This window comes from Nonomuraea sp. NPDC052265, from assembly GCF_044547985.1.
Classification (GTDB): domain Bacteria; phylum Actinomycetota; class Actinomycetes; order Streptosporangiales; family Streptosporangiaceae; genus Nonomuraea.
Genome location: NZ_JBIUBJ010000006.1, coordinates 440,278 through 464,270, shown reverse-complemented (window position 1 = coordinate 464,270; position 23,993 = coordinate 440,278). Strand labels below are relative to the sequence as shown.

The following is a 23,993-nucleotide window of genomic DNA, read 5'->3' as shown; positions in this document are numbered from 1 at the left end:
CGCCGCCAGGAGAGCCCGCGGGCGCTCAGCCGGCCGCCGCCGCCAGGAGCCGGGCCAGCGCGACCGGCTCGGTGATCATGGGCCAGTGCCCCGAGTCGATGTCGACGAGGTCGAGGTGCTTGACCCGGGCCAGCTCGGGGACGTCGCCCCCGTCGATCCACTCCCGCGCCTGGGCGGGGGTGAACTCGGGGCACACGACGACGGCCGGCACCTCGAAACGCCGCTCGTCCGTCAGCCGCACCACGCCCCTGGCCACCCCCTCGGGGACGGGGATCGCGGCGGCGGCGAAGCTCCGCCTGGCCTCCTCGTCGAGGTCGGCCGAGTCCGGCCCCTCGAACGGCCCCCACCCGGGGAACGGCATGACGCCGTCCGCGATCTCGAAGAAGTCGGCGTAGGTGCCGCCGTCGGCAGCGGGGAAACCGCCGATGAAGGCGACCTTGCCCACCTTGTCCGGGCGCGCGTCGGCGGCCAGCCAGGCCAGGGTGCAGGCGGCGGAATGACCGGCCACCAGGGGCCTGCCCTGAGCCGCGTCCACGGCGGCGAGCACCGCGGCCACCTGGTCGGCGAGCGCGGCGGAGGCGGATCCGTCGCCCTGGCCGGGGAGGGCGACCGGCACGGGACGGTGGCCGAGCGCCTCGATCGCGGGCGCCACCTCGTCCCAGGCGGAGGCGTCGAGCCACAGGCCGCCGATGAGCAGGATGTCCATGTCAGTCTTCTTTCCGTAGTGCGTTCAGGTCACGTTCCGCGTAGAGCCGGTGTTCCCATTCCTCGTTCAGGACGATGTGCAGGCACTCCTTGAGGGGGAAGCCCGCCAGCCGCGGCCAGCCGGGCTCGTCGCGGGTGACGTCCGAGGCGAGCCGTGCGGCGGTTAGCGAGGCGACGACCCGGCCGACCATCGCCTGACGAGTGCGGCGGACCGCCAGCACCTCCTCCAGCGGAGGCCGCGCCTCGCGGTCCCACGGGACGCCGTCCCAGCCGGGCGCCTCGTCCCAGGGCAGGTCGAGCGGGTGCCACGGCGAGACGTCGCCCAGGATCATCCGGCCGACCCAGGCGGCCGAGGCGAAGTTGAGGTGCCGCAGGGTCTGGACGAAGGACCATTCGCCGTCCACGCTCCGGTGGAGCTCCGCCTCCGGGAACGTCGCGGCGCGGGCGAGGGTGCCCGCCCACAGTCGTTCCAGGATCGCCCACGCCTCGGCGAACCCCTCGGGGTCCTCGGGGCGCATCCTGGCGCGCTCGGGCATGCGGCGGTTCAGCTCGGCCTCGACGAGGGGGACGATGTCCACGCCGTTCACCACGACGTTCCGCAGCTCGCCGCTGATCTCCACGTCGACGAGCTCGGCGCCGCTCACCCGCAGGCCGGAGAGGTCGGCCGCGCGCACGCGGGCGTCATGGAGGCGCACCCGCGTGAACGTGGCCTTCCGCAGGCACACGCCTTCGACGTGCGTGCCTTCCTGGAAGTCGGTCATGCCACCCCACGTTAGGACCTGTTCCGGACGTTCTACTTCCGGTTTCCGCCATGACCGTTCTAATCTGCCCGGGTGCCGACCGAACTCAGCCCCACCGCGCGAGCCCTGCGCGCCATGGAGGTCCTTCAGCGGCGTCCGGGCGTGACGGCCGGCGAGCTGGCCGCTTCCCTGGGCGTGACCGAGCGCGCCGCCCGCCGGTACGTCGGGATCCTGCGCGAGGCGGGCGTCCCCGTCGAGTCCGCCAGAGGCCCCTACGGCGGCTACCGACTCGGACGCGGGGCCAGGCTGCCGCCGGTCGCCTTCACCGAGCCCGAGGCGCTCGGCCTGGTCATGGCGGTGCTCGACGGCCAGCCGTCCGCCGCCGACGCCGACGACCTGGTGGGCGCCGCCCTGTCCAAGGTCATCCGGGCCCTGCCGGAAGGCGTCGGACGGCAGGCCGCCGCGCTGCGCGAGCACGCCTCCGCCGCCCCCGACCGGTACGCGGCCCGTCCGGACATCGCCGTGACCAGCGCGCTCGTCGCCGCGTCCGCGGCCCGGCGGCGCGTGCACATCGCCTACCGGAGCGGGTCGGGCCAGGAGTGGGAGGCCGAGGTCGACCCCTGGGCGGTCGTCGTCCGGTACGGGCGCTGGTACCTGCTGTGCCACTGCCACCGCGCCGGCGCGATCCGCACGTACCGGGTGGACCGCGTCCGATCCGTACGTCAGAGCACCCGCGGCTTCCGCCCGCCCGACGGCCTGGACCCGGTGGCGGCGCTGGAGGAGAACCTGGGCGCCGGATGGGCGTACTCCACCCGTGTGGTCTTCGACGCGCCCCTGGCCGAGGTGGCGTCCTGGGTCCGGCCGCCCATGGGGCGGCTCGAACCGTACGGGGAGGGCTGCGTGCTGGTCGGCAGCACGGGCAACCCGGCCATGTACGCCCAGGAGTGGCTGTCGGCCGTGCCGTTCGCCTTCCGCGTCGAGGGCGGCCCTGAGCTGCGCGCGGCGGTCGCGAGCCTGGCCGCCCGCCTCGCCGCCGCGCTGTCCGGTTAGCTCAGGGTCAGCCCGGACCGGTCGGCCGGTGCCGGCGGGCGCGGGCGCCGAGGATCAGGGCGGCCAGCACGGACGCCGCCGCCGAGGCCAGCAGGATCGCGCCCTTGGCCTGCGTCAGGTGCGCCGGGCCGGCGTAGGAGAGCTCGGCGATCAGCAGCGAGACGGTGAAGCCGATCCCGCCCAGGACGCCCACGCCTGCGATGTCGGTCCAGCTCAGCCGTGGGTTGAGGTGGGCGCTGGTGAAACGCGCGGTGAGCCAGGCGGCCCCGACGATGCCCAGCGGCTTGCCGGCCAGCAGCCCGGCCAGCACGCCCCACGTCACGGTCCCCGCCCAGAAGCCGCCCGCGCCCGACAGGGGGATCCCGGCCGACAGCAGCGCGAACACCGGCAGCACCACCCCGGCGCAGAACGGCCGCAGCGCGTGCTCGGCGCGGTGGGAGGGCGGCTCCTGCTCGCCGGCGCGCGGCCTGGTGCGCATCAGCAGGCCCATCGCCACGCCGGCGATGGTCGCGTGCACCCCGCAGGCGTGCGTCAGCGCCCAGATCAGCGCCGCGAGCGGCCCGTACAGCAGCCACGAGGGCAGCGCGCGGCGCACGGCGGTGACCGCGCGGCCCCGCCCGTGCTGCAGGTACGCCCACACGCACAGCCCGGCGGCGGCCCCGGCCAGGGCCGCGAGGTTGAGGCCCGAGGTGTAGCCGACGGCGATCACGACGACCGCGCACACGTCGTCCACGGTCGCCAGCGTCAGCAGGAACGTCCGCAGCGGCGCGGGCAGGCCGCGGCCCACCACGGCCAGGACTGCGAGCGCGAAGGCGATGTCGGTGGCCATCGGCACGCCCCAGCCGCCGGCCGCCTCGCCCGACGCGGCCGCGTTCACCGCCAGGAACAGCAGCGCGGGGACCACCACGCCGCCGAGCGCGGCCACGACGGGCAGCGCGGCGCGGCGCGGGTCGCGCAGCTCGCCGTGCACGAGCTCCTGCTTGAGCTCGTTGCCGACGATGAAGAAGAACACCGCCAGCAGCCCGTCGGCGGCCCACGCCTGGGCGCTCAGGCGCAGGCCCAGCCCGGACGGGCCGAACGACCACGTGCGCAGGGCCTCGTAGGACGCGGCGAGGGACGAGTTGGCCCAGGCCAGCGCGGCCAGCGCGGCGAGGATGAGCAGAGCGCCGCCGACCGCGTCGGAGCGCAGGGCGGTGATGATCCGCGACATGAGGGGAGATCTCCAGAACGGTAAGGACGAATCGGGCCACCGGATGCGCATCCTCGACCGCGCGGAGCATTCGCGCGCCGAAAGCCTTCAGCGAGCTCCGGCCGTGCGGAACTTCGCGGCGGAGGGCCTTCGGTGGGCCCCGGCCGTGCGGGCCTGCGGGTGGTGGAGGGCTGTCAGCGGGTCTGCGGCGGGCGGATGCCCGCGATCACGCCCCACGTGCTGACGTAGCCGTTCGTGCCGACCGGGCGGAACTCCAGCGGACGCACCGGACGGGCGTGCCGCTCGCTCGCGACATGGAGGCAGGAACGGAACTCACGCACCCTTGCCTCCCTTTTGTCCACCCATGTCCTCGTACCACCCTACAAGTTCCCGCCGCCCCTTGAATCCGGTACCCAGGTACGGGGTTACCGTCGGGACATGACGGCCGCCGCCGCCACCCCACGCCCGACCTGCGCGCCCACGCCCAGGCCAAGATCGACGAGATCGACCTGAAGATCGCCGACCTGACCACCATCCGGGAGTCGCTGACCCAGGTGGTCGCCGCCGGCTGCGCCTGCCCCGACTGCCCCCGCCCTCGCGGATGCGGTGTACTGACCGTCATGACGATGATCCGCTCGCTGCTGCTGTTCGCCCTGGCCGCGCTCGCCGAGATCGGCGGCGCGTGGCTGATCTGGCAGGGCGTGCGCGAGCAACGCGGCCTGCTGTGGATCGGCGGCGGCGTCATCGCCCTCGGCCTGTACGGCTTCGTCGCCACCCTCCAGCCGGACGCCGACTTCGGCCGCATCCTGGCCGCCTACGGCGGCGTCTTCGTCGCCGGGTCCCTGCTGTGGGGCATGGTCGTCGACGGCTTCCGCCCCGACCGCTGGGACGTCATCGGCGCCCTGATCTGCCTGGCCGGCGTCCTCGTCATCATGTACGCCCCCCGCTCCTGACCCCGCCCGGGCGCACGTCCGCCATGACGCGGCGCATGTCGGCCACGGCGCGCAGCGTCCCGCGCAGGGTGCCGGTCACCTTCGAGCGGCCCGTCCGGGGCAAATAGTCCACGTCCGCCTCGCCGATCCGCCAGCCGGCCGCCGCGGCGCGCAGCACCATCTCCAGCGGGTATCCGAAGCGGCGGTCGGCCAGCCCGAGCGACAGCAGCGGCACGCGGGCGGCCGCCCGCATCGGGCCGAGGTCGCGCAACGCCACGCCGGTACGTCGGCGCAGGCCACGGGCCAGCACGGCGTTGCCCAGCCGGGCGTGCCGGGGCCAGGCTCCGGCGCCGCGCGGCAGCCGCCGGCCGAGCACGAGATCGAGCTCCCCGCCGAGGACGGGCGCCGCGACCAGGGGAAGCTGGACGGGATCGAGCGAGGCATCGGCGTCCATGAAGCAGACCAGATCGGCGGACGCGGCCAGCAACCCGGCCTGACAGGCAGCGCCGAATCCGCGTACGGGTTCGGCGACCACCCGCGCCCCGAGATCGCGGGCGACCTCGGCCGAGCGGTCGGTGGAACCGTTGTCGACGACGATCGGACGGTAACCGGCCGGCATGCGCCCGAGCACCCAGGCGAGCGCGGCCTCCTCGTTCAGGCAGGGCAGGATCACCTCGATCGTCATGACCGGGCGAACTCCCCCATCCCGGCCTCGAACCCGATCGTGGCGCGGAACCCCAGCTCGGCCTCCGCCCGCCGGGGCGAGGCGACGATGTGGCGGACGTCCCCCAGCCGGTAGCCGCCGGTGATCCGCGGGGCGGGGCCGCCGCACCCGGCGGCGAGCGCGCGGGCCATCTCGCCCACGGTGCGCGGGGCGCCGGAGGCGATGTTCCAGGCCCTCATCCCGCCCGGCGGCGAGGACGCGGTCAGGGCCGCGAGGTTCGCCCTGGCCACGTCGCGCACGTGGACGAAGTCGCGGAGCTGGCGGCCGTCCTCGAACACGACCGGAGCCCGGCCGGCCCGCAGCTCGGAACGGAAGATCGCGGCGACCCCCGCGTACGGGGTGTCGCGCGGCATGCGCGGCCCATAGACGTTGTGGTAGCGAAGGGCCGCCACGGTCCCGCCGGTCTCCCTAGCCCAGTTGGCGGCCAGGTGTTCCTGGGCGAGCTTGCTGGTGGCGTAGGCGTTGCGCGGATCGGGCGGGGCGTCCTCCTCGACCGGGGCCCAGCGCAGGGGTTCGCCGCACCGCGGGCAGCGCGGCTCGAACCGGCCCTTCCGCAGGTCGTCCACGGTACGCGGGCCGGGCCGGACGTCGCCGTGCGCGGCGCACCCGTAACGTCCCTCGCCGTAGACCACCATCGAGGAGGCCAGCACCAGCCGAGCGATCCCGTGCCGGGCCATGGCGGCCAGCAGCACGGCGGTGCCGTAGACGTTGACGGAGGCGTAGGCGGGCAGGTCGGAGACGTCCACGCCGAGGCCCACCTTGGCCGCCTGGTGCACGACGGCGTCGACGCCGGGCAGCAGCGCGTCCAGGGCCGTGGCGTCGCGCACGTCCGCGCCGGTCCGCGTGTCCAGGCCGACGAGGTCGTGGCCCGCCGCCTCCAGGGCCTCGGCGACGTGGCCGCCGATGAAGCCGGCCGAGCCGGTGACCATCACTCTCACGCCGCCGACGGTAGCCGCCGCGCGGGCCGGGCCGAAGCGGCGTTCACGGTTCGTAAGGGTTCTTACGAAGAGCGAACGGGAACCGCCGCCGCGTCCTCGGACCGGCCCGGGGATGCGAGGCTGCCGCCGTGAACCGGAACACGACGGTGGCCGCCGGGACGCTGGCCGCTCTGGCGGCCGTGGTGCTCAGGACGGTGACGGGACCGCCCCACCTGGGCTGGTACCTGACGGCCTGGGCGCTGTTCGCGGCCGCGCTGTGGCGGGCCGGACGGCTGCCGGAACGGCCGCTGGCGGCGCTGGTCGTCGCGGGCGGGATCGCGCTTGCCGGGTTTGGCCTGCTGGCCCCGCCGAGCAGCAGCACCGACTCCTTCCGGTACGCCTGGGACGGCCGGGTGCAGGCCGCCGGCATCTCGCCCTACGACCATCCGCCGTCCGACCCGGCGCTCGCCCGGCTGCGCGACGACTGGCTCTTCCCGCCCGCCTGCGACGCCCCCGCCCTGTGGCCCCTGCCCGGCGGCGGCTGCACCCGGATCAACCGCCCCTCCGAGCCGACGATCTATCCGCCGGTCGCCCAGGGATACTTCCTGCTGGTCCACTGGCTGTCGCCGGACGGGGTGCGGCACAAGGCGCTCCAGCTCGGCGGCTTCGTCGCGGCCGTGGCCGTCCTGGCGATCCTGTGCCGGACGGCGGGGGCCCGGCGGGCCGCGTACTGGGCGTGGTGCCCGGCCGTGCCCGTGGAGGCGGTGAACAACGCGCACGTCGACGTGCTGGGCGTGCTGCTGGTGGTGCTCGCCTTCAGTGCCGTCCGGGGGCGCGGCGCGCTGCTCGGCGCGGCCGTGGCGACCAAGCTGCTGCCCGTGACCGCGCTTCCCGGCGCGTTGTCCGGCGTGCTGGCCGAGGGCGTGGCCTGGCGCCGGATCCTCGCCACGGCCGGGCCCGCCGGGCTCGTGCTCGCGCTGTCCTACCTGCCGTACGTCCTGGCCTCGGGTGCCTCGGTGGCGGGCTACCTGCCGGGCTATCTCAAGGAGGAACGCTACGACGGCCCCGGCGGCGGCAACCGCTATGCCGTCCTGCGGCTGCTCGTGCCGGACGGGTGGGCGCCCTGGGCCGCGATCGCGCTGCTCGGCCTGGTCGTCCTCGCCGTCCTGCGGTACGGCGACGCCGACCGGCCCTGGCGCGGCGCGCTGCTGGTCAGCGGCTCCCTCCTGCTCCTGTTCACCCCCGGCTACTCCTGGTACGCGCTGCTCGTCATCGCCCTGGCCGCCCTGGACGGGCGGTGGGAGTGGCTGGGCGTCGCGCTGGCCGGCGCGGTCGCCTACACCGCCGGCCCGGCGGCGCCCGGCACCCCGGGCACTCCCTCGTACGCCGCGGCCGCCCTGGCCGTGCTGATCGGCTGGGCCGTACGACGGTCCCGCGGCGGCGATCACCTGCTGTCAGCGGCTCGGAAGGACTGAGGAAGCTGAGTCACCCCACGTTCGAGCACATGCCGCAGATCGTGCTCATCGCCAAGGAGCCCGTGGCCGGACGCGTCAAGACCCGGCTGACGCCCCCGTACAGCCCGGCCGAGGCCGCCGCGCTCGCCGAGGCCGCGCTCCGCGACAGCCTGCGCGCCGTCGCCGCCGCCCCCGCCTGCCAGCGGGTGCTCGCCCTGGACGGGCTGCCGGGCCGCTGGCTGCCCCGGGGGTTCGTGGTGATCCCGCAACGCGGCACCGGCCTGGACGAGCGCCTCGCGGCCGCCTTCGCCGACGTCCACCGGCTGCGGCCCGGGCCCGTCGTCCTCATCGGCATGGACACCCCACAGGTCACTCCCGAGCTGCTGCGCGAGGCCGGGGAGGCGCTGGAGGAGCACGATGCGGTGTACGGCCCGGCCGCCGACGGTGGTTTCTGGCTGCTCGGGCTGCGGCGGCCGGACCCGGCGTTGCTGCTCGGGGTGCCCATGTCGCACGCGGAGACCGGCAAGCTTCAGCTCGACCGGCTCGACCGCGCCGGGCTGACCGTTCACCACCTGCCCGAGCTGATCGACGTCGACACCGCCGCGGACGCCGCCGCGGTGGCGAGTGAGGCCCCCGCGTCCCGCTTCGCCACCGCGATCCGGCGGCTGAGCCGATGATCGGGGAGATCTACGCCGCCGCGCTGGCGGGCGAGCGCGCCGAGATCGAGTACGTGGACGGCACCCGCGCCGTGCTGGAGGCCGCGCGCTGGTCCGCGCCGATCGACGGCGACGAGGAGCTCCTGAGCCGCTGTCGCAGCCCCACGCTGGACATCGGCTCCGGCCCCGGCCGCCTCACGGCGGCCCTGACCCGGCGCGGCGTCACCTCGCTCGGCATCGACATCACGCCGCGCGCCGTCGTCCTGACCCGCCGGGCCGGCGGGTTCGCCCTCCTGCGGGACGTCTTCGACGACGTCCCCGGCACCGGCCAGTGGGCGACGGCGCTGCTCGCCGACGGCAACATCGGCATCGGCGGGGACCCCGGGGCGCTGCTGCGCCGGGTCCGGCAGCTGGTCCGGCCGGGCGGCACGGTCCTGGCCGAGCTCGCGCCGCCTTGGACGCCCAGCCGGGTCGACCGGCTGCGGCTGCGCCGGGGAACGCGTGCCGGGGAGTGGTTCGGCTGGGCGACCGTCTCGGCGACCGACATCCGGCGGCTGGCCGCGAACGCCGGGTTCACGTCCTCCCGCTGCTGGCCGGCGCACGGCCGCTGGCTGTCCCGCCTGCGATAGCCCCCGCCTCGCGGACTCCGTCCACAGGACGGACCCGGCGGGACGGTCGACCGGCACGACGGGGAACACCCGGGTCACCGTGATGGCGGCCCGGGTGCGGGACCGCCGCCGGGCGCGTGCAGCCCTCAGTCGTCGTCGCCGCCGGACGCGCCGTGGTCGTCGTCGCTGTCGGACGCCCCGTGGTCGTCGTCGCTGTCGGCGGTCTGGTCGTTCTTCTGGTCGCCCTTCTGGGCGTCCGTACGGTTGCCCGTGCGGTCGTCGGCCTGGTCGTCGCCGTGGTCGTCGGCCTGGTCGTCGGCATGGTCGTCGGCCTGGTCGTCGGCGTCGTCGTCCGTCTCCTCGGCGAGGACGGTGCCCTTGGCGGCGTCCACGGTGATCTCGTGCTCGACGCCGTCGGCGGCGTCGATGTCGATCTCCCAGACCTGGCCCTCGTCCTCGCTCTCCAGCTCGGCCGAGGTGACCTTGCCGCCCGGCACCTTCTCCAGCGCCGTCTTCTCGGCCTGCTCCCGGGGGACCGCCGGAGCCGCGGACGTGGCGGCGGACGTGGGGGCGGCAGGCGAGGGGGTGGAGGCGGTGGCGAAGGCCGTGCCGGCGCCCGCGGCGAGTACGGTGGCCGTGGCCAGTCCAGCGATGATCATAGGCTTGCGCATGCGGAAAACCCTCCGTTGCGTGGTCGTCGTCCTGACGCCTCCTACAGTGGCCGCCGGCACGATAGCGACGAACTGCGGGAACCCTAACGTCCGGTTAAGACGCCGAACCGGGCCCCACGACCACCACGGCCCGCGAAAACCCTTGCGGGCACGCCCCCTACTCGTAACGGGCGCGGCGGGCGATCTTCTCGAACCCGAGCCCCTGGAAGAGGGCGCCCGAGGCCGGGTTGTTGACGTTGACGTCCAGGAAGACCTGGACGGCCCCGCCATCGCGCATCCGGCCGAGCGCCGCGACGGCCAGCGCCCGCGCCAGCCCGCGCCGCCGCCAGCCGGGCACGGCGCCCACCTGGACCAGGAACTCCTCCGCGCACGTCACGAAGCCGACCGCGACGCCCGCCTCGCGCGCCACCAGCGAGCACCCCGGCAGGAACCCGTCATCGACCAGCCAGTCGACCCACTCCTGCCGCGACCACCCGGGAAAGCCCGGACGGTCCGCGAAGGACGCGGCGTACGCCTGGTGGAAGGCCCCTTCGGTGTCCGGGGACCACTCCTCGACCGCCACCTCCGGCGGCATCGGGACGTCCGGCAGCGGCCGGGCCAGGTCGCGCCGGAAGACGTCCTCGGCGAACGCCTGGCGGAACCCGCGCGCCAGGAACAGCGCGTGCGCCTGCGGGGTCAGCGACTCGGTCTCCAGCCGCACCGCCCCCGGTTTCACGGCCAGCCGGTCGAGCAGGCCCGACCCCAGCCCCCGTCCCCGGTGGTCCGGGTCGACCAGGCCCGTCGCCGCCGACGTCCCGCCCACCGGCCGCACGGCCCCGCAGGCCACCAACCGGCCGTCCGCGAACGCGCCCACCGCCGTGCCCCCGGTGTACCTGCGCTCCAGGAAGGACGGCGACGCGGTCGCCGGGAGCCCGCCGTCGCGCGCCGCGCACCTGCCGGCCAGACCGGCGATCTCCGGCAGGTCCGCGGCGGACAGCGCGGCCCATTCGATGGTGGTCACTACGGTCTCCTTCGCGTGCGGATGATCAAGTATGTCCTCGCACCGGAGGCGACGAGGCCCAGGGAGTGACGGCCCGCTGTCGCAGGCACGGGCCAGGGGTGCCGGCGCCGGCGCCGGGACGCGGGCCGAGGACGGCCGGGGGACGGCCGGGGGCGCGGCCTCAAGCCGTACTGATCGGTCAGCCGTTCCCGGGGACGCAGTCGAGGACGACGTTGCCGAGCGGGGTGTGACGCACCCCGGCCACGTCGAGCCCGGCCCCGGCGGCTAGAGCGGCGTAGTCGTCGACCGTCCGCTCCCGGCCGCCGCTCAGGACCAGCATGCGCAGGTTCATCTCGGCGAACATGGCCGGGTCGTCGTCCGCCCCGCCCCGGGACTCGATCACCACGACCCGTCCGTGCGGCCCGGCCGCGTCGGCGCAGCGCCGCAGGACGCGCTCGGCGTCGTCGTCGCTCCAGTCGTGGATCACCCGCCTGAGCACGTAGACGTCGCCGCCGGCGGGCAGCGGCTCGAAGAAGCTCTGGGGGGCGAACGCGCACCGCTCGTCCAGCCCGAGCCCGGTCAGGAACCGCCGGCCCCGCTCCAGCGTGTCGGGCAGGTCGACGAGCGTGGCCCGGAGCCCCGGGTTGGCCTTCAGGAGCTCGGCGATCAGGGCGCCGGTGCCGCCGCCGACGTCCACGACGTGCCGTACGCCGGACCAGTCGTACCCTTCGGCCGCGTCGGTGAGGTCTCCGGCCCCGGCGGCCATGAGGGCGTCGAACGACTCGCCCACTTCCCGGTGGGCGGCGAGATGGTCCCAGATCGTGACGCCGAACACGGTCTCCCACGCGGGCTGCCCGGTGCGGACGGTGTGCAGCAGGCCGGTGAACGAGACGTCCATCTGCCCGCCGAAGCCGTCGAGGTCGAGCCGGTCCCGCATCATGGAGGGGTGGCCGGAGGCCAGCAGCGCGGCGGGCTCGTTGACCGCGAACACGCCGGGCGTTCGTTCGGCGTAGACGCCGCGGCAGGCGAGGTGCCGCAGCAACCGGCCCAGGGCGTCGGCGTCGGTGCCGGTACGGCGGGCCAGTTCCTCGACGGGCAGCTCGTCGCCGCCCATCAGATCGGTCAGGCGCAAGGTGGCCGCGACGCGTACGGCCATCGGGGTGACCATGTCCGTGACGGGGGCCAGCACCTCCCACGCCGCTTCCCACGCCGTCGGACGGACGGTCTCGTCGCCGGTGCCTGTCATGGCCGCGCCCCCTTCTCCCAAAGGATCAAGGCTCGCCCGCAACCTACCACGCGATCACCCGCCGCTGCCGTGCCCATCTCAGGGCGAACCCGCCCCAACGGGCGGGAACACGGAGAGGACAGACCCCGGTCCCCCGAGAGGGACAGAGCAGGCCCGTAGGTCAGCCCAGGAGCCTGGAGAACAGGGTCCCGAGGCCGAGGCCGTCCAGGAGGGACGTCGGCCGGTCCTGCTCGGTGGTCGCCGCCGACAGGGGCACGTTCTCGGTGGCGCACGCCGACGGCCTGCCGACCAGGACGTCAAGCGTCCTTCTGACGCCGAGCGCGTCGAGCAGCGACACCTGGGACGAGTCGGTCGTGATCGACATGCCGGTGTCCGAGGCGCGGATGGTCGAGGCGCCGTCGGTGACGCACGTCTCGGGCCGGTTCACCAGCGCTTCGAGCACCGCCGTGGCCCCCGCGGCGTCCAGGAGGGACGTCGGCTCCTCCTCGGCCGACGAACCGACGTCCGCGGAGTCGGTGGCCGACGGGTCAGTGGCTGCGGAGGCCGTGGCCGAGGAGCCGGTGGGCGAGGAGCCGGTGGGCGAGGAGCCGGTGGGCGGGACGCAGCCCATGGCGTCGGCGACGATCGGCTCCAGGATCCTCCTGGACAGCGCGTCACTGTCCGAATCTGTGAGCCCGACGTCGCCCGGGTCCCCGTCCGTCCTGGTCACCCCGACCTCGTCCTCCACGTCGAGCAGGAACGCGTCGAGGACGCCCGGGAACTCGGCGGCCTCGACGAACGACGCGTCCGCCGAGAGCGGCAGCGCCCCGGGCCGGTCCGCCGGACGGAGGAGCCCCCGTAGGAACGTGCGCACGGCCGAGGTGTCGAGCAGCGTGCCCGCCACGACCGAGGGCCCGCCGGCGATCTCGACCCGGGCGGCGACGCACGGCGCGGCGGCCGTGCCGGCTTCCTCGGCCGTCGCCGGGCCCGCCGCCGCCAGCAGCCCCACTGCGGTCAGGCCGAAGACGGCGATCGTTCTCTTGCACATGGGTGCCTCCCCGCGACGTTACGTGATCATCCGCAGCGATCATTACCCATTGCAGTGGATCAACTACTCTATGAATGTTCACAGCCCTCTTTACCCGCCGAAACCGGGTCACCCCGCATGCTCTACCGTCTGCTGAGCGAGCGACCGTCGAGCGGAAGGACCCCATGAGACACGTGAACGGCGTGAGCGCCGAGGAGCTGTCCGGCCGGCCGGCCCGCATCGCCCAGCACGAGACCGACCACCTGAACGGCACCCTCCACCTCGACCGCGCCGACCTCCGCACGCTCTCGACCACCGCCAACCACGAGCGCTTCCAGGCCCCCGGCCCTGACGCCCGCGGGGTCACACGCTGCGGATGACCGAGACCACGATCCCCAGCACCACGGCCTGGTCGCCGTCGATGACGTCGTAGCGGGGGTTGCGCGGTTCGAGCAGGACGTGCCCGCCGCGCCGCCGGTAGACCTTCACGGTGGCCTCGCCGTCGATCATCGCGGCGACGATCTGCCCGGAGTGCGCCTCGGGCTGCTGCCGCACCACGACGATGTCGCCGTCGCAGATGGCCGCGTCGACCATCGAGTCGCCCCGCACCCGCAGGCCGAACACGGTGCCGCGGCCGGTGAGGTCGCGGGGCAGGGTCAGGGTGTCGTCGAGGTGCTCGTCGGCGAGGATGGGGGCGCCCGCGGCGATGTCGCCGACCACGGGGACGCTCACCAGCTCGCCGGACGGCTCCGGCGACGGCGGCCGCAGGAACAGGCGCACGTCGATCGGGCGGGTCATCGTCGCGCCGCGGCTGAGGAAGCCCTTCTCCTCCAGGCTCCTCAGATGCTTCGAGACCGACGAGGACGAGCGCAGCCCGACCGCCTGGCCGAGCTCGCGCGTGCTCGGCGGGTATCCGTGTCTGACCACCCAGTCGCGGATCGTGGCCAGGATGCGCTGCTGGCGTTGCGGCAGGGCCGAGAAGTTCAGGTACTCGAACGCGTCGTGGTCGTCGTAGGTGGTCACAGAGGAATGCTAGAGGCCCGGTGGCGGGCGCGGTGGCGACCACCGGCGGAACGGGCGATCCCGGCCGCGAGGGCGCCGGCCGCGGCGGGACGGCGACAAAGAGGTGACTTCCAGGGCAATGAAGTGCTGACACTACTGTAAGTAGTTAATTCACTACAGAGGGTATTTGCAAGGGGAAGCAACAAGTGTCCCATGCCCGTCCCGAGAAAGGAGGTGGAGCCTTGCGTGTCCTGATTCAGCTCCGCCCCGCCCGAGAAACCGTCGAAGCCGTCCTCGACCCCGGTGTGACCGCCACCGTCGCCGACGTGGCGGGCGACCTGCCGGGACTCGTCCTGGACCAGGCGTTCGCCCCGCTGGCCCTGCCGCGCGCGCTGCCCGCCTCACCCTCAGGCGGCCTGCTGTCGTCGCTCAACCGGCCGCTGGGCTTCTCCCTGTCGGCCGAGCACGCCGGCGTGCTCGTGCGCGGCGAGCTCTCCGACGACGACCTCACCTCCAGGCTGGCGCTGCTGTCGTCGTCCGTACGCGAGGTCGTCGGCGTGTTCGCCGACCCGTCCATCCATCCCAACCTGACCTGCGCCGACACCGGCCCGGTCGGCGACTGGCACGACGTGGAACGCCTGCTGCACGCCTCCGACCTGCGCGCGGCCGGCTACGACGGCCACGGCGTCAACCTGGCGGTCGTGGACGGCGGCGTCAACGCCGACCACGTGAGCACCAAGCTCGGCCGTCAGGTCACGCTCGACGCCGGGCACAGCTGGGCCCCGCCGGGCGTCACGCCCACGCCGGGGCGCTACCCGGTGGAGCACGGCAGCCTGTGCGCGTTCAACACCCAGATCGCCGCCCCGCGCTCGACGCTGCTCGACATCGCCGTCCTGCGCAGCAGGAAGGGCACGGTGGAGGGCATGCTGTCCGACGCCGTGGCCGCCTACGCCCATCTGCGCGGGCTCCTGGAGGCGATGCCGGCCGAGTCCCGTTCGCTGGTGGTGAGCAACAGCTGGGGCCTGTACAACCCGGAGCAGGACTTCCCGCCCGGCCACCCCGGCAACTACTCCGACAACCCGATGCACCCGTTCAACGTCATGATCTCCAGCCTGGAGCACGCCGGGGCCGACATCGTGTTCGCGGCGGGCAACTGCGGGCGCGACTGCCCGGCGGCGAGCTGCGGGTTCACCGACATCGTGGGCGGCAACGGCCATCCGAAGGTGGTCACGGTGGCCGGGGTCGACACCCACGGCGAGCGCGTCGGCTACTCCTCGCAGGGCCCGGCCCGGCTGGGCGACCACAAGCCCGACCTGGCCGCCTACACCCACTACGCCGGCTCCGAGGCCGGCGGGCCCGGCACCCCCGACACCGGCACGTCCACCTCCTGCCCGGTCGTCGCCGGCGTCATCGCCGCGCTGCGCACCCGCCACCCGTCGGCCAAGCTCTCGCCCGCGCAGCTCCGCACGCTGCTCAACCGCACCGCCGAGGACCGCAGCACGGTCGGCTTCGACCATGACTACGGCTACGGCATCGTCAACCCCGTCGGCGTCCTGGCCGCGCTCCGCTCGCACCGCACCCGGGCCGCCTGACCCGCGGCGACGCCGCGCACCCGCGAACGAGACGGGTGCGCGGCGTCGCCGTCCACCGGGGAGGGCCGGTGGAGGGAGAGGTCAGCCGTGGTTCCAGACCGAGGAGATCCGGTCGTTCCAGCCGCTGGGGACGAGGGTCGGGATGTCGGAGAAGGGGGCGACGAGGATGGAGCTGCCGCCGAAGTTGATGTGCTCGTAGTAGCGGACCGTGCAGTTCGTGCCGCCGATGGAGCTGATGACGTCGTTCCAGTCGTGCAGGTGCAGCGGGCCGTGGTGGACGTCGGTCAGATCGTTGTAGCCCAGCCGGGCCGGGCACCAGAACCAGTCACCGGCGTACTCGACGTGCTCGAACATCTGCACCTCGCCCTGCGTGGCCGGGCGCGGGTCCCGCAGTCGCGCCGAGGCCCACAGGGCGCCGTTGAGCGCGGTGTCGTCGGTGAGCGCGGTCAGGCGCTCGGGGTGGTAGAGGTAGGTCAGCGGGCGGCCGTCGAACCGCGCCAGGTCGGCCGGGTCGTGCTCGACGCCGTCCACGACCACCGCCATGGCGGGCGCGGGGTGGGTGAGGGGCCGCGCGGGCTTGGGCCGGGCCAGCGCCCTGGCCGGGTCCATCGGCACGGGCGGGGCCGAGCGGGGCGCCCTGACCGCCTTGGCGACGAGCGCCTCCAGCGTGGTGATGCCGTGGTCGCGCAGGAGCGCCAGCACGTCGGACTCCTCCAGGCCCCCGACGTGGTCGGAGAACTCCAGGAAGCGCTCCACCTGGCGGCGGGCGGGGGTTGAGATCTGGGTCACGGGTGCCTCCCCTGGTAGTGCTGCGTACTCCTTCATGGTCGGGCGGGGCGGCGGCCCGGACAGCCCCCCAGTGTCGGGGATGGCGCTCAGGAGGTGAAGGCGGCCATGAGCTCGTCCCGGCCGCTCGCGCCGGTCTTGCGGAAGACCGCTTTGAGGTGGTCGTGCACGGTGTGCCCGGAAAGGTCGAGCAGCCGGGCGATCTGCTTCGGCGCCGCTCCGCCGCACAGCAGGTCCAGCACGCCGCGCTCGCGCGGGGTGAGGGCGTACCAGTCGCAGAACGAGGGCAGCAGCAGCCCGCCGGTCGCCGACTGGATCACCACGGCCACGTCGCCCGCGCCGTCCTCGTCCAGGGCCTGGGCCTCGACGGCGAGCCAGCGGCCGTAGCGGGCCGCGGGGGCGCAGATGATCGGCCGGGCGGCGTCCGCGCCGCGCGCGTGCTCGGCGGCGTCGGCGGCCAGGGCCGTGACGAACGTGTCGGCCAGCCAGGCGTGCACGCCGTGCCGGTCGGGGCAGCGCAGCCGGTCGAGCCATGCCTGGGCCTGCGGCGTCACGGCGCGGATCGCGCGGTCGGGGCCGACGACGATCACCCCGGCCGACAGGGCGGGCACGGTGGGGGCGAGCGGGGCGGCGGTGACGTACCCGCGCAGCACGGTCATCAGGGCCGGGGCGAGCAGCGTCGCCCTGTGCAGGTCGTCCTCGGTGAACGGCGGGGCGTCGCGGGCGCGTACCAGCCCGAGCAGGCCCCACACGCCGCCGCGCGCGTCACGCAGCAGCAGCCGCAGCTCGCAGGAGGCGCCGCAGGCCGCGAACGCCCGCCGCGCCCCCTCCTCGGCGCCGGCCACCGCGACCGGCACCCGCAGCCGGGCCAGGGACGCGGGCCGGCAGGGGTCGCCGTGGGCGCGGCGGTGGGCGAGCAGGGAGACGGCGAGCTCGCGTTCGTAGCGGTGCCAGAAGCTGAACGAGCCCTGCCCGAGCCCGGTCGCCGGGCTGGTGCCGACCAGGCGCAGCGCGTCGTGCCGCAGCAGCGGGGCGATGGCGGCGGACACGGCGGCGCCGAGGTCCTCGGCGGCGATGCCCCGGTCCATCAGGGTGCGCACCTCGTGGACCACGCGGTCCTGGCATGAGCTCACGCGGCCAGGCCAGCACACCGTCGCACCGCCGCGCAAGCGGAAAGTAGTCGGCCGGCTACGCATCCCGCCCGTCCGCGGCCTGCCCCAGCCGTCGGAGCTCGTCCTCCGTCAGGGTCAGGGACGCCGCCCGCGCCGAGGCCCGGACCGACTCAGGACGGCTGGCGCCCGGGATGGGGACGACGTGCCCGGAGTGGGCCAGGTGCCAGGCCAGGCAGACCTGCTGCGGGGTGACGCCGCGTTCCTCGGCCACCTCGTGGAAGGGGGTGCGCGGCGGGGCGGCGCCGGGGCCGTCCAGGGCGCTGCGGGCGATGCCGCCGAGGGGGCTCCACGGCAGGAAGGCGAGGCCGAGGCGGCCGCACAGCCGCAGCTCGGGCAGGCTGTCGCGGTGCTGGGGGCTGTAGCGGTTCTGGACCGAGACGAGGGAGTCGCCGAGGACGGCCCTGGCCTCGTGGATCTGCTCGCAGGTCACGTTGGAGACGCCGGCCGCGCGGATGAGCCCCGCGTCGAGGAGGTCGCGCAGCGCGCCCACCGACTCCGCCCACGGGACGGCCGGGTCCGGCTTGTGCAGCTGGTAGAGGCCGATCGCCTCGACACCCAGGCGGCGCAGGGAGCCCTCGCAGGCGGCCCTGAGATGGTCGGGACGGCCGTCGACCGTCCAGGCGCCGTCGCCTGGACGGCCGCGTCCGCCCTTGGTGGCGACCAGGACACCGGAGGCGTCGCCGGGCCGGGCCGCCAGGGCCTCGGCGATGAGCTCCTCGTTGTGGCCGCGCTCGCCGGCGTGCCAGTGGTAGGAGTCGGCCGTGTCGATCAGGGTGATGCCCGCGTCGAGGGCGGCGTGCACGGTGGCGATCGCGCGGGCGCGGTCGGGGCGGTCCTCGATGGACAGCGGCATGGCGCCGAGGCCGACGGCGCTGACCTCGGCGGTTCCGATGCGGCGGGTGATCATGGTTGTCCGGCTTTCCGGGAGGAGGGCGGTTTCAGGGATGACGCCGGTTCACGCGGCGAGGTCGGCGGCGGCTCGCGGCAGCCGGGCCGCGACGTCGGTGAACGGGAAGCCGAGCGCGGCGGCCCGGCCGTTGTCGACGGCGTAGAAGCGGGTCCGGCCGGCCAGGGCGCGGGCGAGGGCCGCCGCGTCCGCCCGGTCGGCCACGACGTGCTCGACGCCGGACGGCGGCGCGGCCGAGCCCCGGTTGACCACGGTCACATGGTCCCCACCGTCCCGCAGCAGGCGGATCAGGTGGCGGCCGAAGTAGCGGTTGCCGCCGATGACGCAGATCTGTCGCATGCCGCCAAGACTGGCCCGGACGGGGTCACCAGTGGTAGTGGTGGCTTGCTGGCCTCGTGTTAAGGAGAACTGTTGATCGACGCCCATCGGCTCAGGGTGCTGCGGGAGGTGGCCGCGCACGGCAGCTTCAACCGGGCCGCGGCCGCGATGCTGCTCACGCCGTCCGCCGTCTCGCAGCAGATCGCCGCGCTGGAACGGCAGCTCGGCACCCCCGTCGTCACCCGCAGCACGCGCGGCGTGGCCCTCACCGAGCCGGGCCGGCTGCTGGTGGAGACGGCCGAGACGATCGCGGCCGAGCTGCGGCACGCGCGGGAGCGGATCGACGAGCTGGCCTCCGGGCGCGGGCGGCTGACCGTGGCCACCTTCACCAGCGGGGGCCGCGCGCTGCTGCCCGGCGTGCTGGCGCGGTTCGTCGCCGCCCATCCCCAGGTCGAGACGAACGTGGTCGAGCGGGAGCCGGAGGACAGCCTGCCGCTGGTCCGGCGGGGCGAGGCGGACCTGGCCGTCGCCTACCACTTCGCCGGGCCGCTGCCGGTGCTGCCCGGCGACCGTACGGGGCTGAGCTGGACGCCGCTGGCCGAGGACCCGCTGTCGGTGGCGTTGCCGGCCGCCCATCCGCTGGCCGGCCGGCCGTCGCTGGACCTGACCGAGCTGGCCGAGCAGCCGTGGGTGATCGGCTGCTCCAAGACGGAGGCGTTCCTGCGCGGCTACGCGGCGGCGGCCGGGTTCGAGCTGCGGGTCAGCGGCTCGACCAGCGACTACCACCTGGCGCAGGCGCTCACGGCGGCCGGGCTCGGCGTCAGCCTGGTGCCGTCCATCTGCCTGGCGCCCGGCACGCCCGGCCTGGCCGTCGTGCCGCTGAACCCGCCGCGTCCCGTCCGCTACATCGGGGTCGCCACCGCCCGGCGGCGCGACCACCCGCTGGTGCCGACCCTGGTGGAGTGGCTGCGCGAGGAGGCGGCCACGCTCGGCCGGTAGCGGACCGATCCTGTCCGCCGGTGCTGTCACAGTGTTCCCGGAAACGTTCTCTCCACCGAATGGAGTGATGTCATATGAGCCGCCATGTCCAGATCACCTTCGACGCCCACGACCCCAAGGCGCTGTCCACGTTCTGGCGCGACGCGCTGGGCTACGTCCACCCCGGCCCGCCCGGGGTCGAGCTGCCCGAGGGCGCCGACCCGCTGGCCGCGTGGGACGACTTCCTGGCCCGGGCCGGCGTCCCCGAGGAGGAGCGCGACGCCAGGTCGGCCGTCGAGGACCCCGACGGGCGGGGCCCCCGGGTGTTCTTCCAGCGGGTGCCGGAGGGCAAGGCCGCCAAGAACCGCGTGCACCTCGACGTCCGGGCGGCTCCCGGGCTGCGCGGCGAGGAGCGTATGGCGGCGCTGGAGGCCGAGTGCGAGCGGCTGGTCGAGCTGGGCGCGACGCGGGTGCGACGCCACGAGCCGGAGCCCCCGTTCGGCGCCGGCCACATCGTGATGACCGACCCCGAGGGCAACGAGTTCTGCCTCGACTAGGCCGTTCACGCGCGTCCCCCCGGGCGGCGCGGGGTGGCCGGTGTCAGTCCCCGGCGCACCTGCACGGCACGGACACCAGCGTGCCGGCTTCGATGTGGGCCAGCTTCTTCGAGCCGAGGCAGAAGCGGCATCCGAGCGTCTCGGCGATCCACGGGTCGGACCACACCCTGTGCTCCCAGGCCGGCGGCGGCCCGTCCGGGGGCGGTTCCTCGCCGCGCTCGGCGGGCTCGCCGCCGCCGCCCACCTGGCCGAGGCCGCCGCAGAACGTGCAGGCGAGGAACGGCTCCCCGAGCCGCACGCCGCGCCGGCCCTGACATTCCGGGCAGGTCATCGGGTCCGTCACTTCCGGACGCTCTTCCTGCTCGTCATCGTTCGCCATACTTCGGACGGTAGCCGAACATGCGCGGAGTGTCCGCCGCTCGACGGAACCGGCGCGTACGTGCGCACGCGTGCCCGGCACGGCGCGTCGAGGCTGCCCGCGGGGGTGGGGTCCGGCGAGGCCGACGCCTGCGAAGATGACCGCATGACCAAGTTGACCGGACCGCAGATCGCGCAAGAGGACCTGGCCGGGTGGGCGTACCTGCTGCGCGGCCTGCACACCCGCCTCCGCACCGGGACGTTCGCGGCCGGGCTCGCGCTCGTCGACGCCATCGGGGCGGTGGCCGAGGAGATGGACCACCATCCCGATCTCGACCTGCGCTACACCCATGTGGACGTCCGGCTGACCAGCCACGACACGGGCGGGGTCACCGGCCGCGACGTACGGCTGGCGCGCGCGATCTCGGCCCTGGCCGCCGACGCGGGCGTACGGCTGGACTCCGCGGCCGTCTCCGCGCTCGAACTCGGCCTCGACACCCCCGCGCGGGACTCGGTACGGCCGTTCTGGGCGGCGGTGCTGGCGATGGAGCCCGACGCCGGGGACGACCTGCGCGACCCGGCCGGCGCGCTGCCCAACGTGTGGTTCCAGGCGTCCGGCGACGAGGAGCCCCGCCAGCGCTGGCACCTCGACGTGTGGGTGGAGCCCGAGCAGGTGCGGCCGAGGATCGACGCGGCGGTGGCCGCGGGCGGCCGGCTGGTCTACGAGGACGAGGCGCCGCAGTTCTGGGTGCTGGCCGACCCCGAGGGCAACCACGCCTGCCTGTGCACCTGGCAGGAGCGCGACTGACCGGCGGGAACGGTCAGCCGGGCCCGTCCGGCAGCCCGGCGCGGGCCTGGGCGATGAGCTCGCGGGTGAGCGGCAGGCCGGCCAGGCGGGCGTCCAGCGCGTCCAGCGTGACGGCCAGGACGCGGGCCGGCACCCCGCGCGCGGCCAGCACCTGCGCCATCCAGCCGATGAAGGACGTGAACAGGCCGGGGTCGTTGACGTACGCGGCGGCTTTGAGGTAGTCGACGACGTACGCGACGTCCTCGGCGGTGTGCCCGGTCGGTTCCTGGCCCTCGGCGACGGGCGCGTGCTCGTCCAGCTCGTCCACGACGCCTCTGACCAGCTCCTGCGCCCGCTCGGTGAGCACGGTGTACTCGGGGCCGGCCAGGTGCGGCGGCTGTCCGGCGCTCAGCCCCGTCGCGGCCCGGCGCCGCGGCGGCCCGGCGTCGAGCAGGTCGGCGGCGGCCCGCGCGTCCGGCGCCCAGGCGTCGGCACCGAGCAGGCGGGCGTAGCGGCCGTCGGGCCCGAAGGCGCCGCCGCCGACGAGCACGGGCGTGCCCGCCGCCTGGCAGGCGCTGATGGCGGCGTGCGCGGCGGGCAGCCGGGTGGCGATCGACCCCGACAGGGCGACCGCGACCGGCGCGGTCCTGTGCACGTGCACGACCAGGTGCGCGGGGGGGACGTGCGCGCCCAGGTAGTCCACCTGCCAGCCGCGCAGCCGGAGCACCTCGGCCAGCAGCCGGGCCGGGAAGGTGTGCCACTCGCCGTCCACGCACGCCACGCTCACCCGCCCCCTGGGCGGCCCGGTGCGGTGGCCGCGCGCGGCCGGCTCGTGGGCCAGCACGGCGAGCACCCGCTCGTGGACGGCGGTCGCCGTGTGCTCCTGGGCGACGGTGAGCCGGTTGGCCGCCCAGTCCAGGCCCACGCGGGCCTGCGCGACGGCGAGCACGTCGAGGAGCATGGTCTCCAGGGGCGCGCCGGCGTCGAGCGCGGCCCGCGCGGCGTCGATCGCGGCGTACTCGTCGCCGGCCTCCGCGGCCGCCCGCAGCGTCTCGACGCAGCGCTCGATCTCGCCGTTCACGCCGTTCACGCCGGGGGACCTCCGGCCGGGCCGTCGGGCGCCTCGCGCGGCGCGCCGATGGCGACGATGGCGATGTCGTCGCGCTCCCGCTCGCCCGCCCACTGCGAGGCGAGCATCTGGACGCGTTCGGCCAGGGCGGCGGCAGGCATGCCGACGCAATGCCGCAGCTCCTCCCGCAGCCGGTCGTCGCCGAACATCTCGTCGCCCAGCGGCCCGCCCCTGGCCTCTATGACGCCGTCGCTGTAGAGCAGGCACGTCTCGCCGGGGTCCAGGAGCACCGTCTCGGTCACGCTGGTGACCTGCTCCAGCAGGCCGATCAGGGTGCCGCGGGTGAGGGCGACCTCCACCCGGCCGTCGTTGCGCACGATCATCGGCGGCGGATGCCCGGCGCTGGTCAGCCGCAGCTCCAGCCGCGGGCCGCGACGCCCGACCCCGGCCAGCACGAGCGTGACGTAACGCGGGCTGGACTCGGCGAGCAGCACCTCGTTGAGCCGTTCCAGCACGCGCTGGTGGTCGTCGGCCAGCGGCAGCAGGGCGCGCAGCGTGTTGCGGATCTTGCCGGTGAGCACGGCGGCCTCCAGGCCCTTGCCGGAGACGTCGCCGAGCACCACCAGCGCCGCCCCGCCGGATCCGGCGACGGGGTGCACGTCGTAGAAGTCGCCGCCGACCAGCGCGCCGTGGCCCGCCGCCCGGTAGCGGGCCGCCACGTCGGCGACGTCCAGGTACGGCGTCATCGGCGGCAGCAGGTCGGCCATCAGCGTCTCGGTGACGGCGCCCTGCTCGGCGTACACGCGGGCGATGGAGATCGCCGTGCCGGCGCGGGCCGCGAACAGCCGCGCGAACACCTCCTCGGCCGGGGTGAAGCCGGCCGAGGCGCGCAGCAGGATCAGCGCGCCCGCGGGCAGGCCGTAGCCCGGAAGCGAGATCACCACCACCGAACGGGCCCCGTCCTGCCCCTCGCCCAGGACCCAGCCGGGCGCCTGCTCGGGGTCCACCCAGCGGGCGGGCACCGGAGGGAAGGCCCGCAGAGCCTCGGCCAGGCCAGGCATGGCCTGCGGATCGATGTCCAGGTTCCTGCGCATGGCCTCGCCGCCGGCGTCGTGGTAGGCGACCTCGTACCGGCGGCAGCCCATCGGCACGACGACCCGGGCGGCCTGGGCGAGGTGCGTCACGGCCAGGCGGGCGACGGCCTCCAGGCAGCGGTCGAGGTTGAGCGAGGACAGCAGCTCGGTGGCGGCGGCCACCATGGACGCGGCGGAGTCCCGCTCGGCCCGCAGCCCCCCCATGGCGTGCTCCCGCGTGGTGACGTCGACCAGCCACCAGGTGACGCGCTCGCGATCGGCGCGCACGGGATGGGCCTCGAAGACGCGCTCACCGACCGGTCCCCGGGCGGGTTCGGGCGCCTCCCCGGCGCCGGCGGCCAGGCGGGCGCAGAGCTCGTGGTGGGCGCGGGCGAGCCATTCCGGCCCGATCCGCGCCGAGCCGCCCAGCAGCGACCGGGCGGCGGCGTTCGCCCGCTCGACGGCGCCGGAGGCGTCGGCGACCAGCATCGGGTACGGCGTGTCCTCCCCCAGCATGC

At 75.0% G+C, this 23,993-nt stretch carries 28 protein-coding genes; 10 read left to right on the top strand and 18 right to left on the bottom strand.

Annotation, left to right across the window (positions count from 1 at the left end; genetic code table 11):
• Positions 1–25: 25 nt before the first annotated feature.
• Positions 26–706, bottom strand: coding sequence for an alpha/beta fold hydrolase (locus ACIHAD_RS21610; protein WP_397356318.1), 681 nt, complete (start codon positions 704–706; stop codon positions 26–28).
• Between the two features lies 1 nt (position 707).
• The gene (locus ACIHAD_RS21605; protein WP_397356317.1) at positions 708–1,466 is read right to left on the bottom strand and encodes a DinB family protein; all 759 of its coding nucleotides are present in this window, start codon (positions 1,464–1,466) and stop codon (positions 708–710) included.
• A 72-nt stretch (positions 1,467–1,538) separates the two neighbouring features.
• Here ACIHAD_RS21605 and ACIHAD_RS21600 point away from each other — a divergent pair, with 72 nt between their 5' ends.
• The gene (locus ACIHAD_RS21600) at positions 1,539–2,495 is read left to right on the top strand and encodes a helix-turn-helix transcriptional regulator (protein WP_397356316.1); all 957 of its coding nucleotides are present in this window, start codon (positions 1,539–1,541) and stop codon (positions 2,493–2,495) included.
• Between the two features lie 7 nt (positions 2,496–2,502).
• On the opposite strand, the gene nhaA is transcribed toward ACIHAD_RS21600, so the two are convergent.
• Together nhaA and ACIHAD_RS21590 are read right to left on the bottom strand one after the other, a co-directional pair.
• The gene (gene nhaA / locus ACIHAD_RS21595) at positions 2,503–3,705 is read right to left on the bottom strand and encodes a Na+/H+ antiporter NhaA (RefSeq protein ID WP_397356315.1); all 1,203 of its coding nucleotides are present in this window, start codon (positions 3,703–3,705) and stop codon (positions 2,503–2,505) included.
• A gap of 173 nt (positions 3,706–3,878) precedes the next feature.
• Positions 3,879–4,025 carry a hypothetical protein gene (locus ACIHAD_RS21590; protein ID WP_397356314.1) on the bottom strand — a complete coding sequence of 49 codons (147 nt, stop codon included), beginning with the start codon at positions 4,023–4,025 and terminating at the stop codon, positions 3,879–3,881.
• A gap of 279 nt (positions 4,026–4,304) precedes the next feature.
• Here ACIHAD_RS21590 and ACIHAD_RS21585 point away from each other — a divergent pair, with 279 nt between their 5' ends.
• The gene (locus ACIHAD_RS21585; protein ID WP_397356313.1) at positions 4,305–4,637 is read left to right on the top strand and encodes a YnfA family protein; all 333 of its coding nucleotides are present in this window, start codon (positions 4,305–4,307) and stop codon (positions 4,635–4,637) included.
• On the opposite strand, the gene ACIHAD_RS21580 is transcribed toward ACIHAD_RS21585, so the two are convergent.
• Together ACIHAD_RS21580 and ACIHAD_RS21575 are read right to left on the bottom strand one after the other, a co-directional pair.
• Entirely contained in the window at positions 4,615–5,301 is a 687-nt protein-coding gene (locus ACIHAD_RS21580) for a glycosyltransferase family 2 protein (protein WP_397356312.1), read from the bottom strand. The two genes, ACIHAD_RS21585 and ACIHAD_RS21580, sit on opposite strands and share 23 nt — an antisense overlap.
• Positions 5,298–6,278 (bottom strand): NAD-dependent epimerase/dehydratase family protein, encoded by a 981-nt coding sequence (locus ACIHAD_RS21575; RefSeq protein WP_397356311.1) that lies wholly within the window; start codon positions 6,276–6,278, stop codon positions 5,298–5,300. Before ACIHAD_RS21575 ends, ACIHAD_RS21580 begins: the two co-directional genes overlap by 4 nt.
• Before the next feature lie 128 nt (positions 6,279–6,406).
• On the opposite strand from ACIHAD_RS21575, the gene ACIHAD_RS21570 reads away from it, so the two are divergent.
• From ACIHAD_RS21570 to ACIHAD_RS21560, 3 genes are read left to right on the top strand one after another with little or no spacing between them, the layout of a single operon-like run.
• A complete protein-coding gene (locus tag ACIHAD_RS21570) occupies positions 6,407–7,732 on the top strand; it encodes a glycosyltransferase 87 family protein (RefSeq protein ID WP_397356310.1) in 1,326 nt (441 codons plus the stop codon).
• A 29-nt stretch (positions 7,733–7,761) separates the two neighbouring features.
• Positions 7,762–8,388 (top strand): TIGR04282 family arsenosugar biosynthesis glycosyltransferase, encoded by a 627-nt coding sequence (locus ACIHAD_RS21565; RefSeq protein ID WP_397356309.1) that lies wholly within the window; start codon positions 7,762–7,764, stop codon positions 8,386–8,388.
• Positions 8,385–8,996 (top strand): class I SAM-dependent methyltransferase, encoded by a 612-nt coding sequence (locus tag ACIHAD_RS21560; RefSeq protein ID WP_397356307.1) that lies wholly within the window; start codon positions 8,385–8,387, stop codon positions 8,994–8,996. The genes ACIHAD_RS21565 and ACIHAD_RS21560 overlap by 4 nt, the downstream gene beginning before the upstream one ends.
• Before the next feature lie 125 nt (positions 8,997–9,121).
• On the opposite strand, the gene ACIHAD_RS21555 is transcribed toward ACIHAD_RS21560, so the two are convergent.
• The 4 genes from ACIHAD_RS21555 to ACIHAD_RS21540 all read right to left on the bottom strand — a co-directional run bounded on the left by ACIHAD_RS21555 (position 9,122) and on the right by ACIHAD_RS21540 (position 12,898).
• Positions 9,122–9,646 (bottom strand): PepSY domain-containing protein, encoded by a 525-nt coding sequence (locus ACIHAD_RS21555; RefSeq protein ID WP_397356306.1) that lies wholly within the window; start codon positions 9,644–9,646, stop codon positions 9,122–9,124.
• A 157-nt stretch (positions 9,647–9,803) separates the two neighbouring features.
• On the bottom strand, positions 9,804–10,646 hold the full coding sequence (locus ACIHAD_RS21550) for a GNAT family N-acetyltransferase (protein WP_397356305.1): 843 nt from the start codon (positions 10,644–10,646) through the stop codon (positions 9,804–9,806).
• 178 nt (positions 10,647–10,824) lie between these two features.
• On the bottom strand, positions 10,825–11,871 hold the full coding sequence (locus ACIHAD_RS21545) for a methyltransferase (RefSeq protein WP_397356304.1): 1,047 nt from the start codon (positions 11,869–11,871) through the stop codon (positions 10,825–10,827).
• A gap of 160 nt (positions 11,872–12,031) precedes the next feature.
• A complete protein-coding gene (locus ACIHAD_RS21540) occupies positions 12,032–12,898 on the bottom strand; it encodes a hypothetical protein (protein WP_397356302.1) in 867 nt (288 codons plus the stop codon).
• Between the two features lie 164 nt (positions 12,899–13,062).
• Between ACIHAD_RS21540 and ACIHAD_RS21535 the strand changes: the two genes are divergently transcribed.
• A complete protein-coding gene (locus tag ACIHAD_RS21535) occupies positions 13,063–13,257 on the top strand; it encodes a peptide deformylase (RefSeq protein WP_397356301.1) in 195 nt (64 codons plus the stop codon).
• Here ACIHAD_RS21535 and lexA read toward each other — a convergent pair.
• Entirely contained in the window at positions 13,241–13,900 is a 660-nt protein-coding gene (gene lexA / locus ACIHAD_RS21530) for a transcriptional repressor LexA (protein WP_397356300.1), read from the bottom strand. The two genes, ACIHAD_RS21535 and lexA, sit on opposite strands and share 17 nt — an antisense overlap.
• 221 nt (positions 13,901–14,121) lie before the next feature.
• Between lexA and ACIHAD_RS21525 the strand changes: the two genes are divergently transcribed.
• Positions 14,122–15,471, top strand: coding sequence for a S8 family peptidase (locus tag ACIHAD_RS21525; RefSeq protein WP_397356299.1), 1,350 nt, complete (start codon positions 14,122–14,124; stop codon positions 15,469–15,471).
• 81 nt (positions 15,472–15,552) lie between these two features.
• On the opposite strand, the gene ACIHAD_RS21520 is transcribed toward ACIHAD_RS21525, so the two are convergent.
• The 4 genes from ACIHAD_RS21520 to ACIHAD_RS21505 form a co-directional block, all read right to left on the bottom strand.
• Positions 15,553–16,260, bottom strand: a complete 708-nt coding sequence (locus ACIHAD_RS21520) for a hypothetical protein (protein WP_397356298.1) — start codon at positions 16,258–16,260, stop codon at positions 15,553–15,555.
• Positions 16,261–16,346: 86 nt separating this feature from the next.
• Positions 16,347–17,390, bottom strand: coding sequence for a LuxR C-terminal-related transcriptional regulator (locus tag ACIHAD_RS21515; protein ID WP_397356297.1), 1,044 nt, complete (start codon positions 17,388–17,390; stop codon positions 16,347–16,349).
• 55 nt (positions 17,391–17,445) lie between these two features.
• Entirely contained in the window at positions 17,446–18,336 is an 891-nt protein-coding gene (locus tag ACIHAD_RS21510; protein WP_397356296.1) for an aldo/keto reductase, read from the bottom strand.
• Positions 18,337–18,384: 48 nt separating this feature from the next.
• Complete coding sequence (locus ACIHAD_RS21505) at positions 18,385–18,675, bottom strand: NAD-dependent epimerase/dehydratase family protein (protein ID WP_397356295.1); 291 nt, start codon at positions 18,673–18,675, stop codon at positions 18,385–18,387.
• Between the two features lie 72 nt (positions 18,676–18,747).
• Between ACIHAD_RS21505 and ACIHAD_RS21500 the strand changes: the two genes are divergently transcribed.
• Together ACIHAD_RS21500 and ACIHAD_RS21495 are read left to right on the top strand one after the other, a co-directional pair.
• Positions 18,748–19,653 (top strand): LysR family transcriptional regulator, encoded by a 906-nt coding sequence (locus ACIHAD_RS21500; protein WP_397356294.1) that lies wholly within the window; start codon positions 18,748–18,750, stop codon positions 19,651–19,653.
• A 74-nt stretch (positions 19,654–19,727) separates the two neighbouring features.
• Positions 19,728–20,189 carry a VOC family protein gene (locus ACIHAD_RS21495; RefSeq protein WP_397356293.1) on the top strand — a complete coding sequence of 154 codons (462 nt, stop codon included), beginning with the start codon at positions 19,728–19,730 and terminating at the stop codon, positions 20,187–20,189.
• A 43-nt stretch (positions 20,190–20,232) separates the two neighbouring features.
• Here the strand turns inward: ACIHAD_RS21495 and ACIHAD_RS21490 are convergent, their stop codons facing one another.
• Positions 20,233–20,568, bottom strand: a complete 336-nt coding sequence (locus ACIHAD_RS21490; RefSeq protein ID WP_397356292.1) for a hypothetical protein — start codon at positions 20,566–20,568, stop codon at positions 20,233–20,235.
• Positions 20,569–20,712: 144 nt separating this feature from the next.
• On the opposite strand from ACIHAD_RS21490, the gene ACIHAD_RS21485 reads away from it, so the two are divergent.
• Positions 20,713–21,354: a 4a-hydroxytetrahydrobiopterin dehydratase gene (locus ACIHAD_RS21485; protein ID WP_397356291.1), complete on the top strand. Its 642-nt coding sequence runs from the start codon at positions 20,713–20,715 to the stop codon at positions 21,352–21,354.
• A gap of 13 nt (positions 21,355–21,367) precedes the next feature.
• Here ACIHAD_RS21485 and ACIHAD_RS21480 read toward each other — a convergent pair whose 3' ends face one another.
• Positions 21,368–22,423: a B12-binding domain-containing protein gene (locus tag ACIHAD_RS21480; protein WP_397356290.1), complete on the bottom strand. Its 1,056-nt coding sequence runs from the start codon at positions 22,421–22,423 to the stop codon at positions 21,368–21,370.
• Entirely contained in the window at positions 22,420–23,991 is a 1,572-nt protein-coding gene (locus ACIHAD_RS21475; RefSeq protein ID WP_397356289.1) for a PP2C family protein-serine/threonine phosphatase, read from the bottom strand. Before ACIHAD_RS21475 ends, ACIHAD_RS21480 begins: the two co-directional genes overlap by 4 nt.
• Positions 23,992–23,993: the final 2 nt, after the last annotated feature.

Bases quoted from the DNA above. Each gene is read 5' to 3' on its own strand.
- ACIHAD_RS21610 (WP_397356318.1), bottom strand. From the start codon at position 706: ATGGACATCCTGCTCATCGGCGGCCTGTGGCTCGACGCCTCCGCCTGG.
- ACIHAD_RS21605 (WP_397356317.1), bottom strand. From the start codon at position 1,466: ATGACCGACTTCCAGGAAGGCACGCACGTCGAAGGCGTGTGCCTGCGG.
- nhaA (WP_397356315.1), bottom strand. From the start codon at position 3,705: ATGTCGCGGATCATCACCGCCCTGCGCTCCGACGCGGTCGGCGGCGCT.
- ACIHAD_RS21585 (WP_397356313.1), top strand. From the start codon at position 4,305: ATGACGATGATCCGCTCGCTGCTGCTGTTCGCCCTGGCCGCGCTCGCC.
- ACIHAD_RS21580 (WP_397356312.1), bottom strand. From the start codon at position 5,301: ATGACGATCGAGGTGATCCTGCCCTGCCTGAACGAGGAGGCCGCGCTC.
- ACIHAD_RS21565 (WP_397356309.1), top strand. From the start codon at position 7,762: ATGCCGCAGATCGTGCTCATCGCCAAGGAGCCCGTGGCCGGACGCGTC.
- ACIHAD_RS21560 (WP_397356307.1), top strand. From the start codon at position 8,385: ATGATCGGGGAGATCTACGCCGCCGCGCTGGCGGGCGAGCGCGCCGAG.
- ACIHAD_RS21555 (WP_397356306.1), bottom strand. From the start codon at position 9,646: ATGCGCAAGCCTATGATCATCGCTGGACTGGCCACGGCCACCGTACTC.
- ACIHAD_RS21545 (WP_397356304.1), bottom strand. From the start codon at position 11,871: ATGACAGGCACCGGCGACGAGACCGTCCGTCCGACGGCGTGGGAAGCG.
- ACIHAD_RS21540 (WP_397356302.1), bottom strand. From the start codon at position 12,898: ATGTGCAAGAGAACGATCGCCGTCTTCGGCCTGACCGCAGTGGGGCTG.
- ACIHAD_RS21535 (WP_397356301.1), top strand. From the start codon at position 13,063: ATGAGACACGTGAACGGCGTGAGCGCCGAGGAGCTGTCCGGCCGGCCG.
- ACIHAD_RS21510 (WP_397356296.1), bottom strand. From the start codon at position 18,336: ATGATCACCCGCCGCATCGGAACCGCCGAGGTCAGCGCCGTCGGCCTC.
- ACIHAD_RS21505 (WP_397356295.1), bottom strand. From the start codon at position 18,675: ATGCGACAGATCTGCGTCATCGGCGGCAACCGCTACTTCGGCCGCCAC.
- ACIHAD_RS21495 (WP_397356293.1), top strand. From the start codon at position 19,728: ATGAGCCGCCATGTCCAGATCACCTTCGACGCCCACGACCCCAAGGCG.
- ACIHAD_RS21490 (WP_397356292.1), bottom strand. From the start codon at position 20,568: ATGGCGAACGATGACGAGCAGGAAGAGCGTCCGGAAGTGACGGACCCG.
- ACIHAD_RS21485 (WP_397356291.1), top strand. From the start codon at position 20,713: ATGACCAAGTTGACCGGACCGCAGATCGCGCAAGAGGACCTGGCCGGG.
- ACIHAD_RS21475 (WP_397356289.1), bottom strand. From the start codon at position 23,991: ATGCTGGGGGAGGACACGCCGTACCCGATGCTGGTCGCCGACGCCTCC.